Below are 10855 nucleotides of genomic sequence, written 5' to 3'. Positions count from 1 at the left end.
GACCGTCGTTGCCGACAATCGTTCCTTCCGCCGCTATCCTCTGACACACTTACGTCTGACAACGCTTGCGCATCAGCGACCAGCAGCGGAATTGATTGGTTTCGCACGCTTTTGATTCGCAACTGTTCGATTTTCAAGGACCAAGACATTCTACTCAAAATACTGTGTCTTTTAAGTAGAATGTTTCGTGTTCTGTCATTTTACACCCAAGCAATTCATCTGTCAATAAACCAATCTTTGGCAAGAACAAATCTGCCCGCTTGGGGGCTGTAGAATCACAACGAATGATACTATAACACCTTAACACTTAAAACGCAAGATCCATTTTTATCCTATACATCGGCGCGAATCGCCTGACAAAGCACCCGCAAACGCGACTCCAGTTCCTGCGCATGATTCTCATAGAGCATGTTTCCCACGACCACCGTATCTACGAGCGAGGAGACGGTTCTCGCCTGCCAGCTTTCGCGGATCCCTCCGCCATATACGAGAGGAACTTGCGGTATTCGCCCGCGGATCCGGGCCAGTCGCTCCATGCAGCCCCATTTGCCACTGTACTCGATATAAATGAGAGGAAATCGAAAAAGGTAATGACCGACCATGCACAACCCGATCAGTTCTTCATCGTCTATGGTCGTATCGGCTACGGTTAACGATGCGACAGCCGATTCCTCATTCAAAACAATATAACCGACCGGAAGCAACCGGTCGGTAACATGCGGGTCCTTCCACTGACCTATCGCCCGGGCGTGGGCTCGGATAATCCAATGGGGATCCCGTGAATTCAACACCACCGGAACCCAAAACTGGTATGCGCCTTCCGCAGCGCATCGAGCATCGGTGACTTCCAAAATAATTTCTCTGGGAAAGCCTTGAAGGCGATCGAGCAACACCTTCACTTTTTCCGGTGTTATCCCTTGTGTGCCCCCAACGACGATAGCATCAACGTCAGAACGCAGAATGACACGCAGTCGTTCGTCATCGAGTTGCCTATCAGGATCCAATTTTAAAATGATTCTGGCCACAATTATCGAAAGCCCTTCCCATTTTTCGTAACTTAAGTTATATCCTCATGTGACCGTTACCCTGCAATACCCTCTGGTCTAACAAAAAAGTCGACAAATCAGCAGGATAACCATCCCTGTATGGTGAAACAAATCTGCAATGGCTTAAATACCCCGACCAAAAACCAAAAAAAGTGTACATAACCACAGGCAAAAGCGATCTAAAACTTTGACCTGTACCAAAAAATACTGTACACTATGGCATTGAGCGGGTGTGCTCGCGGAGGAGCACCGGTCAAAAGCTGGCCTGCGTGGGTTCAACTCCCACCATCCGCGCCTGTTCGCCATCCAATGGATGGCCCTACGGGGGTAGGCGAGAAAAGGACAAGATCGCAGGTTCGTGGCGCCTCGATCGAACGGGTTCGAATCCCTCTCGCCTGCCTCCAAGCAACCTGCCTTCAGTCTTCTCGACTGAAGGCCTTCTTGTTTTTAAAACTTATTTCTCCATCGACTTGTAGATCGATTGTTCAACCCGTTGGAGATGATCGTACATCAACTCCTGCGCTTTCGCCGTATCCTGCGCTTCGACGGCCCGGAAAATCCCGCGATGCTCCTCCAATAAGCGTTCTCTTACACCCGGTGTAGAGAGCAGTTGGATCCGGCTGCTGCGCTGTGTTTCCCGCATAGTATCAGAAATCGTCTGCATCAATCGCAACAGCAGGGAGTTATCGGCTGCTTCCGAAAGGGCAAAATGAAACCGAAAATCGGCCTCTTCTCCAACCTCTCCGTTTTGGATGTCCTGCTCCATTTCCAACAAGGTTGCTTTCATCGATCTCAGGTGACCTTCTTTACGCCGTTGGGCCGCGAGACCGGCAGCGCCCACCTCCATGATTTTACGCACCTCCAGGATCTGCCGCGGCAGATCCTTCTCCACAAGCAGCAGCATGGCCAATGGTTCGATCACGCCATTTTCAGAGGGTTGGCGGATAAAAGCGCCGTCGCCCGGCTTGATATCAACGATACCCATGGCCTCCAAGGCGCTCAGCGCCTCCCGGACGGCCGCCCGGCTGACTTTTAGGTTCTCTGCCAATTCCCGCTCCGACAACAAGCGGTCGCCTGCCTTTAGGCTCCCGCTCTTTACCAATTCTTTAATCTGTACGACAATTTCTTCATATATCTTCTTCGTGCGGATTGGACGTAATTCCACGTTAACACTCCCTTTCCCCCGTGACAAAAACTTTCTTCATCACTGAGAGAAATCCTCCTAGAGGTATGACCATCGGACCAATTTTTCGAGAAAAAAAGATTGTTTTTTTCGGTTCATTTTTATCTCGGGGCATTCTTAACGGGGTTGCGATTATTCGGGGTCCTTGCCATCGATCGGATCGCCTTCCCCCACTTCCACCGTAGCTTCTTCACCCCAATACTGTGGAAGACCGCTGTAACGAAAAGCGTCCTGTTCATTTGTCACCGCAAAAGCGAGCGCATCAGGCACGCCGATCAGGATAGCCTTATCACGGGCTCGTGTCACCGCCGTGTAAACCAGGTTGCGCCGCAACATCCGCCGGTGTTGAAGGGTCATCGGCATGACCACAACGGGGTACTCACTCCCCTGCGCTTTATGTACAGTAGTGGCATAAGCGAGCATCAACTGATCCCACTCGGATCGGCCGTAGGATACAGGCCCCTCGTCAAAACGCACGACGATGGTATCCTCGTCGGCCTCTTCCTCCCCGCTTAACAGTATATCCTCAATAAAACCAAGATCGCCATTAAACACATCTTTTTCATAGTTATTTTTTAGTTGCATCACCTTGTCACCAGTTCGAAAGACATGACCTCCGGCTTTAACCTCTCTTTTACCTGTGTTCATAGGATTCAACTGCTCCTGCAGCAACTTGTTGAGGTTCCAAACGCCAACCTCAGTGAAACGCATCGGCGAGAGCACCTGTATATCCGCGAGGTCGTAACCGGCCCGTTCAATGGCGCGGCTCACCGTCTGCAGCAGCGCGTCCAGTATCTCAGTACTGCTGTTGCGCCGGAGAAAAAGGAAGTCCTTGCGACCGGACAGATCAGGAAGGATGCCTGATCTGATCCGGTGAGACTCCGTCACAATCGCCGATGTCTCGGCTTGGCGAAAAATATGATTCAAGCAGAGGATCGCCCCGACGTCATACTCAATGATGTCCCGCAGGACCTGGCCCGGTCCAACGGAAGGGATTTGATCCCGGTCGCCGACCAGCACCAGCCGGGCGCCTTTTTTCAGCGCTTGGAGCAGGCCGGCCATCAGGGGAATGTCAACCATGGAAACTTCGTCGACGATAACCACATCAGCCTCCAGCGGTTCCACATCCCAGAAGGGATCCGTCTCACCGCCGCGCAAACCGAGCGCCTTATGGACGGTGAAAGCCGGCTGTCCTGTCGTCTCGGCGAGGCGCTTGGCCGCCCTGCCTGTCGGCGCGCAGAGGACGATGTCCGCATTCGGCTGGGCGCGGTTGACGAGGGCGATCAGCCCTCGGACAATCGTCGTCTTCCCTGTTCCCGGACCACCGGTGATCACCGTCAGCCCATGACTGGCTACACCAAAGAAAGCGGCCTTCTGCCTCTCGGCATAGCGGATGCCGAAATCCTCCTCCATAGTGGCAATCACCGACTCCACATCGACAGGCCAAGGCTCGCCTTCTTCCGACAACCGGCGCAATGCCCGGGCAACAAAACGCTCGGCGCGGTACAATTCAGGCAGGTAACAACCATCACCGAACAGTCGGATCACCTGCGCCTCCGCCGCCTCTGCCACCTGCTCATGCAGGTTCTTTTCCTCGGGCGCCTCAGGATATAACTCCGACCGGGCCAGGATGTTTCCCGTCTGGGCCAGCAGTTCCGACGCCGGCAGATAGACATGGCCCTCATCGCGGGCAAGATAGAGACAGTAGACGAGGGCGGCCTGCAACCGTTTCGGTTCATCTCCACGGAACCCCAACCGGTGGGCGATGCGGTCACACTGGTCAAAGGAGACGCGCAGATCCAAAGCCAGCCGGTAGGGATTCGCCTCGATCACCTCCAGGCTGTCCCAGCCGTAGCGCCGAAAGATACGATACACCAGATCGCCGTCGATGCCATAACTATTCAATGACGCCATCAGGTTCTCCCCAAAGGCGAACTCCTGGTAGGACTCCAAAATGGTCGTCGCCTTGTCAGAAGAGAGCCCCTCCATATCGAGCAGCCGCTGCGGCTCCTCCCGTAGCACCGTCAGCACGTCGGCGCCGAAGGCGCGAACGAGCTTCTTTGCCGTTTTGCGACCAATCCCCTTGATCAGCCCGCTCGATAAAAACTTCTCCATCGCTTTGGAGGTCGTAGGCGGCAACATGCGGCAACTGGCGAAGCGAAACTGCCGGCCGAAACGGGGATGCTCCACCCATTCGCCTTCCAGCGCATAGACCAATCCTGTCTCGGCCGAGAGCAGCGGCCCCACTGCCGTCGTCCGCTTGGAATCCACCTTGAATACAGCCACTGTGTACGCTTCCTGCTGAAAGAGGATGCGCATGAGTTCTCCCGTCAATTGTTCCAACAAAAACCCGCCTTATCGTACTTCGGGATGCAACGCTGGATATTTGTCAACCCCAATATATATATCCGTTGACAATCATCCGGGGGGCGATTACAATCAGGATCGGAGTCGCGTTCAAGCATACGCAGAAAGGAGTGGGTGACGTGAACACCCGTGACATGACCCTGTCGGCTCTCATCGCAGCCGTAATCTTTATTTCGGCTCAACTTTCTTTTCCCCTGCCATTCAGCCCCGTTCCGATCACATTGCAGGTTTTCGCCGTCCTGCTCTTCCCCCTGATCCTGCCTTTGCGCATCGCCCTTACCGGCATCCTCGTCTACCTCTTCATCGGCGCCGTCGGCATCCCCGTTTTCGCCCAGTTCGGCGGCGGTATCGGCGTCCTGCTGGGCCCCAAGGGCGGTTACCTGCTCGGCTTTCTGCTCTCCACTATCGCCTGCGGCCTCCTCAACCGGCAATGGCCAAAAGCCAGCCTGGTCCGTAACATCCTTATCGGCGCCGTGGGACTGACCATCATCTACACCACCGGCGTCCTCGGCTTGGCGAACGCCCTCTCTGTCCCTCTCGGCAAGGCGCTCACCATGGGACTGTACCCCTTCCTGCCTGGAGATCTGGTCAAACTGGCCGCCGCTTCCGTCGTTGCCCTTTCCGTCGGCAGACGGGTGGCCCACCAGTTCGTTTAACAACCTTTTGTTTATCTCAAAGCATTTCCAAATCCAACATATTGTAGCGCAAACAGAAACACCGGGGTGCAGACGCTTCTGCTTCCCCGGTGTTTTTTCGTCTATTATTGGGAGCTAAAAATCAGCCTATGCAGGAGGAAAAGCGCCCGCCTTTCTCGTCTTCCCTTGAGACAGTGTCGAAGAAAAATTTTACAAAGCCGGCCGTTGTCCGCTGGGCTAGGGGCAAAAGGACCATCATTGCCCGATGGATAGATGCCGTATTACGTCCAGACACCGCTAAAAAGTGATCATAGGCGACACGCGCGTTTTCATGGACCCATTCAGCCGGTTTTTTATGACGATCATAATCGCCGCCAAAGGCGACGGCATAGTCGTAGCGGTTTTCCTCGGCAAAGGATTCAAACTCGCGGTGACCGGAAAAAATAGCGCCAATCGCATGATGGGGCACACAAAGATCCTGCACGAAGTGACAGGCAGCGCCGAGAAAAAACATCGCTCTGGCTTCTTTCTTCTCTTTATACAACCTGACGGCTCGCCGGAAGTACCGGTCGATCTCCGTGACGGCGCTGGGACCGCCGAACAAACCCCTTTTTGAGACGGGATTATAGTAGTGGGCCACATTGCGCCAACTCTGGTCCACAAAGGCGACACCCTCATTCATTTGGGACTGATGATACGCTACTTGTCGAGCCTCCGCCTCATAGCCGTCGTTCCTTAAGATTTCTTTCGCTTGGGTGATACAAAAATCATGGGTAACCGCCACGAGACCGCCCACCCTGTCTTGGATGGGTGAAGCGGAAACAAGCAACCAACGCGCCGCTGTCTGGATCGGAGGATCGCCTATCAAAAACCGCAAGCCGCACACCTTCCCCCTTCAGCACTTGGAGCCCTTTCTCATGCTAGCAGTCGCTCATTAACGCAAGGTAAACCCGGAGTAAAGCAACGGTTAAACAGGTAAAAGAAAAAGCCCGATCCGTTTCGGGCTGTCCATTCGGGGGGGGGAAGCCCCCTGGGGAAGGGGCTTCCAGAGGAGAAACATAGGGGAACTAAAGGGGGTAATCCCCTACACCCCTAGTTATGTCCAAGAATCAAATACGTTATTCCAATATTTTTTAAACTGAAAATCATACCCTGGTATAAGTAAAGGGAAAGGCGCCCCGAATGGCTCGGGGCGCCTTCCTGAATATTTTTTCGGTTCCTTTGCTCGACTCTGCAATGCAACACGATTACGGTCGCCTATCCTGCACACGGCAACGCCTGATTACATCGCTTCCTTATAATCGTGGCTTAACTTGCCATTTTTAATGTCTGTGTGCACCTGATTGTACTGTTCGATGGTGCCGATGTCCTTCCAGTACCCTTTCGCCTGTACGCCGTAGAAGGGCAAGTTCTCGGACATCAAACTGGGGAAGAGTTGTTTCGAGAAATCATAAAAACCGTCGGGAATATATGTAAATACGTCTGGTTCAATCACGTAAATTCCCGCATTAATCGTGTTTGTAAAAACCTGCTCCGGTTTCGGTTTCTCGATGAACCGACGTATGCGTCCATCCTCATCGGTGATCACGATGCCAAACTGTGTGGGGTCTTCCACCCAGGTCAATGCCATCGTCACCTTCGCCTGCTTCTTCTGGTGAAAATTGATGATTTTCCCGAGGTGTATATCCGTTATGCCATCACCACTAATCGCCAAAAACGTCTCATCCAGAAACTCCTGCGCCTGCTTCACCGAACCTGCCGTCCCGAGCGGTTCCTTTTCGATAAAATACTCGAAGTGAACCCCAAAACGGGAACCATCTCCAAAATAATTCATAATCATCTTAGGATGGTAACAAAGAGTGACGGCGATGTCAGTAATACCGTGGCGCTTCAAGAGCATCACAGCATACTCCATCGCGGGGCGTCCATGAATGGGAACCATCGGTTTCGGCATGTTGTCCGTTAATGGGCGCAAACGTGTTCCCAGTCCTCCGGCCATGATCACGGCTTTCATAAGGAAATACACTCCCTTTCGATCCCAGAAGCCAAAACTACCCTTTTTATATATTCTAAGGAACCTGGATTTATTCGCCCCCTTTCGCATTAACAAACAATTGATCTTACAACCGTTATCCAGATTGCGGAGACCTACTCATATTATACTAGTTCCCCCTTGGAGCTTCCAGCCCTACCCTCATTTTACCATCATTTTTTCATTCATATTGTAATTTTTTTGTTACCTTTGGTTATCATGACCGGAGTATGCGCTCATCCTTTGAAAAAAACCGGATGTGCTCCTTGCGGGACGACGATAAAATCGCTACTTCTTTTGCCGCGAAACGGGGGAAACTAGTCTTCAGAACAGGCTTTGACTTTATGCAGTTAGGTAGACGTAGGCCACTCAACAACATTGCTGAATCAACAAGGGGGATGATCGTGAGAAGCATCTGGAAAGGCGCGATCAGCTTTGGTCTGGTGCACATCCCGATCAAGATGTTCGCCGCTACAGAAGAAAAAGACGTGCGCTTTCACCTCCTCCATAAAGAGTGCCACAACCCCATCCAGTATCAAAAACGCTGTCCCCACTGTGACCGGGAGGTGACGCCCGAAGAGATCGTCAAGGGCTTTGAATACGACAAGGGCCGCTATGTCATCGTCACCCAGGAAGAACTGGAAGGCCTCGCTCCCGAAGGCAGCCGGGCCATCGATATCCAGTCCTTTGTCGCCCTGAAAGACATCGATCCGATTTTCTTCGTGAAAACCTACTACCTTTCACCGGATCAGCATGGACAAAAGGCCTATGCCCTGTTGCGCAACGCCCTCAAAGAGACTGACCGCCTGGCCCTGGCGCGGGTGATCCTGCGCACCAAGGAAGCCCTTGTGGCGTTGCGTGTCTACGGCAAGGGATTGGCCATGCACACCATGCTCTATCCGGAGGAAATCCGGTCCATGGAACCCTTAGGGGATCTGGGCGAGGGCATTGAGGTATCGGCAAAGGAACAGACGATGGCGGTCCAACTGATCGAGAGCCTCACAGAGCCCTTTGAGCCTGTCAAATGGCAGAGCGAACACCGCGAACGGATTCGCCGTTTTATCGACGCCAAGGTCCAAGGCCAGGCCATCGTAGAAGCGCCCCAGGCGCCAACAGCCGGCAAGGTGATCGACCTGATGGAGGCGCTCAAGGCGAGCATTCAACAGGCCAAAGCCCAGCAAAAAAAAGAAGAAGCGCCCAAAAAAGAGCGCCGCCGTAAAACCTCATGACGCCGAAGCGGACACCGGCTACGTCTAGCCCTTCGTTCACCGCGAAGCAACCATCCATCCGACAGATCTTGCCGATGGAACCTCTTCCCCACCCGGAGCCCTTTGATCACCCCGACTATCTTTTCCAGGTAAAATGGGATGGCATCCGAGCCCTGGCTTTTGTTGACGACGGTGGCGTGAAACTGCAAAACCGCAAAGGGCGGGACATTACCGGCGCCTACGTCGATGTGGCGGCGCAGCCCATCCTGCAACGAGGATGCAGCGGCATCGTCGACGGCGAACTGGTGGTGTTGGATGCGGCAGGAAAACCAAGCTTTCCCCTGGTCCTTCTCCGGGAACAAGCGCGCACGGAAGCGACCATCCGACGTCGCGCAGAGCAATACCCGACCCATTTTATGGTCTTTGATCTCATAGAACTGAACGGCAAGACGCTCTTTGAAACGCCACTGAACGAACGGTTAGCGCTGTTGCGAGAACACCTCGCCGTTAGCGATCGGGTCGTTTTCACGGACTCCCATAAGGAAGAAGGCATCGCCTTTTTCCGGGGCATAGCAGCGCTCGGCTTGGAAGGTATGGTCGCGAAAGACAAGAATAGCCCCTACGTTCCCGGAAAGAAACACAGTGCCTGGAAAAAAGTCAAGAACTTTCGCGAGATCAACTGTCCGGTCATCGGTTACACGCAAACCCAGCCCGGTCGCGTCGCGTCGCTTGTCCTTGGCGCGCCCGGCGAGGATGGGCCCGTTTATATCGGGCGGGTGAGTTCGGGCCTGACGGTCAAGGAGGCAGAGCAATGGCACCAACGCCTGTTCCCCCGCCGCCGAGGGGAGGAGAGCAAGGCTGGTCTCGAAGCGGTCATTCCGGTGAACAAGGGTTTCCAGGGGGACAAGGAGTACACCCCGGTCATTCCCACCCATTTCGTTCGCGTCCGCTACCTCGAGTGGACACCAGACCTGCGGCTGCGCCATCCCTCCTACCTCGGCGAAGCGGAAAGTTCGAGGTGACTCTCCATGGCAAGACCCTGCTACTGAGCAATGTGGGGAAGGTGTTCTGGCCCCATGAAGGGTACACGAAAGGCGACCTGATCGAATACTACCTAAAAATTGCCCCCTACCTCTTGCCCCACCTCAAAGACTATCCGCTGGTGCTGGTCCGGTATCCCGACGGGATCGACGGGAAGTTCTTTTACCAAAAAGAAGCGCCGCCCTCCCGTCCCGACTGGCTGCCCACCATGGAGGTGGCTTCAGAGGGAAAAAGAAAAAGCATCCGCTACTGCCTGGTAGAGGATGCTGCGGATCTTTTGTTTCTGATCAACCTCGGCTGCATTGAAATCCATCCCTGGCTGTCGAGGACAGATGCCTTGGATCATCCGACCTGCATGGTTTTTGACCTCGATCCCCATGAAAGCCAGTCCTTCCAGACGGTGGTAGAGGTGGCGTTGCTCCTGAAAAGCGCCCTCGATACCTTCGGGCTGACCGCGTATCCGAAAACGTCGGGCGCATCGGGGATGCATATTTATGTGCCTGTCGGCCACGGTTACGATTACCAGACCGTTCGGGAATGCGCCGTAGCCATCGCCAAGTTCATCGAAGCCGCCGAGCCACGTGTCACATTGGCTCGCCCCATCCGTGATCGAGGGAACCGGCTCTATCTGGACTGCTGGCAGATCGGTCGAGGAAAGACACTGGCCGGCGTATACAGCCTCCGCCCCGTGCCCGGCGCACCGGTATCCACTCCCTTGCTCTGGTCCGAGGTTAACATGGCGTTGCAACCGAAGGCTTTCACCATGCAAACGATTTTTGAGCGGCTCCAGCGGATGGGGGACCTCTTCCGGCCGGTTCTGGAACAAAAAAATGACCTAGCGGGGATACTTCCGCTGATAAAACGTTGAGATTGAATGGCACGACAAATCGTCATTTAATCGTCATTTAAAAGGATAACAATCAGAGAAAAACAAAAACACCATTCCCTCCATTGGAAATGGTGTTGCTTTTTTATGGTGCGAGAGGGGGGATTTGAACCCCCACGGTTGCCCACACGCCCCTCAAACGTGCGCGTCTGCCAGTTCCGCCACTCTCGCATGATACATGGAGCCACCGACCGGGATTGAACCGGTGACCTTATCCTTACCAAGGATACGCTCTACCGACTGAGCTACGGCGGCGAGATGGTGATCCATGCTGGACTCGAACCAGCGACACCCTGATTAAAAGTCAGGTGCTCTACCAACTGAGCTAATGGATCAATAACTGAATCAAAGAAGAACTGCCACTTTTTCGTCGCTCGGACTATGAAAGTCGCTTGCTCCTTCAAAACTGGACAGAGGATTGTTTTCGCGCAAAAGGTCAAGTCCTCGACCGATTCGC

9 protein-coding genes and 3 tRNA genes are annotated in these 10855 nt (G+C 53.8%); 4 read left to right on the top strand and 8 right to left on the bottom strand.

Features of this window, described 5'->3' with window-relative positions; genetic code table 11:
- Positions 1-332 precede the first annotated feature (332 nt).
- The 3 genes from GTO91_RS17165 to recD2 all read right to left on the bottom strand — a co-directional run bounded on the left by GTO91_RS17165 (position 333) and on the right by recD2 (position 4572).
- The gene (locus tag GTO91_RS17165) at positions 333-1025 is read right to left on the bottom strand and encodes a geranylgeranylglyceryl/heptaprenylglyceryl phosphate synthase (RefSeq protein WP_161259946.1); all 693 of its coding nucleotides are present in this window, start codon (positions 1023-1025) and stop codon (positions 333-335) included.
- 475 nt (positions 1026-1500) lie between these two features.
- On the bottom strand, positions 1501-2211 hold the full coding sequence (locus tag GTO91_RS17160) for a FadR/GntR family transcriptional regulator (RefSeq protein WP_161259945.1): 711 nt from the start codon (positions 2209-2211) through the stop codon (positions 1501-1503).
- A 150-nt stretch (positions 2212-2361) separates the two neighbouring features.
- Positions 2362-4572 (bottom strand): SF1B family DNA helicase RecD2, encoded by a 2211-nt coding sequence (gene recD2 / locus GTO91_RS17155; protein ID WP_161259944.1) that lies wholly within the window; start codon positions 4570-4572, stop codon positions 2362-2364.
- Between the two features lie 143 nt (positions 4573-4715).
- Here recD2 and GTO91_RS17150 point away from each other — a divergent pair, with 143 nt between their 5' ends.
- Positions 4716-5252, top strand: coding sequence for a biotin transporter BioY (locus GTO91_RS17150; protein ID WP_161259943.1), 537 nt, complete (start codon positions 4716-4718; stop codon positions 5250-5252).
- A gap of 121 nt (positions 5253-5373) precedes the next feature.
- Here GTO91_RS17150 and GTO91_RS17145 read toward each other — a convergent pair whose 3' ends face one another.
- The gene (locus tag GTO91_RS17145; protein WP_161259942.1) at positions 5374-6108 is read right to left on the bottom strand and encodes a zinc dependent phospholipase C family protein; all 735 of its coding nucleotides are present in this window, start codon (positions 6106-6108) and stop codon (positions 5374-5376) included.
- Positions 6109-6513: 405 nt separating this feature from the next.
- Positions 6514-7245 (bottom strand): nucleotidyltransferase family protein, encoded by a 732-nt coding sequence (locus tag GTO91_RS17140; protein WP_161259941.1) that lies wholly within the window; start codon positions 7243-7245, stop codon positions 6514-6516.
- Positions 7246-7667: 422 nt separating this feature from the next.
- On the opposite strand from GTO91_RS17140, the gene ku reads away from it, so the two are divergent.
- The 3 genes from ku (at position 7668) to ligD (ending at position 10380) form a co-directional block, all read left to right on the top strand.
- Positions 7668-8492 (top strand): non-homologous end joining protein Ku, encoded by an 825-nt coding sequence (gene ku, locus GTO91_RS17135; protein ID WP_161259940.1) that lies wholly within the window; start codon positions 7668-7670, stop codon positions 8490-8492.
- A 74-nt stretch (positions 8493-8566) separates the two neighbouring features.
- Entirely contained in the window at positions 8567-9493 is a 927-nt protein-coding gene (locus GTO91_RS17130) for an ATP-dependent DNA ligase (RefSeq protein ID WP_161259939.1), read from the top strand.
- Positions 9490-10380 carry a non-homologous end-joining DNA ligase gene (gene ligD, locus GTO91_RS17125; RefSeq protein WP_161259938.1) on the top strand — a complete coding sequence of 297 codons (891 nt, stop codon included), beginning with the start codon at positions 9490-9492 and terminating at the stop codon, positions 10378-10380. The genes GTO91_RS17130 and ligD overlap by 4 nt, the downstream gene beginning before the upstream one ends.
- 106 nt (positions 10381-10486) lie before the next feature.
- On the opposite strand, the gene GTO91_RS17120 is transcribed toward ligD, so the two are convergent.
- The 3 genes from GTO91_RS17120 to GTO91_RS17110 form a co-directional block, all read right to left on the bottom strand.
- Positions 10487-10569, bottom strand: a tRNA-Leu gene (locus GTO91_RS17120).
- An 8-nt stretch (positions 10570-10577) separates the two neighbouring features.
- Positions 10578-10653: transfer RNA gene (locus GTO91_RS17115), tRNA-Thr, on the bottom strand.
- A 4-nt stretch (positions 10654-10657) separates the two neighbouring features.
- Positions 10658-10733, bottom strand: a tRNA-Lys gene (locus GTO91_RS17110).
- Positions 10734-10855 lie beyond the last annotated feature (122 nt).

Origin of the sequence: Heliomicrobium undosum (genome assembly GCF_009877425.1) — a bacterium.
Classification (GTDB): domain Bacteria; phylum Bacillota; class Desulfitobacteriia; order Heliobacteriales; family Heliobacteriaceae; genus Heliomicrobium; species Heliomicrobium undosum.
The sequence above is the reverse complement of the archived record's forward strand: the minus strand, read 5'-3'. Positions and strand labels throughout refer to the sequence as shown.

What these genes read in the sequence shown, in the direction of transcription:
- GTO91_RS17140 (WP_161259941.1), bottom strand. Translation starts at nt 7,245, where the DNA reads ATGAAAGCCGTGATCATGGCCGGAGGACTGGGAACACGTTTGCGCCCA.
- GTO91_RS17130 (WP_161259939.1), top strand. Translation starts at nt 8,567, where the DNA reads ATGGAACCTCTTCCCCACCCGGAGCCCTTTGATCACCCCGACTATCTT.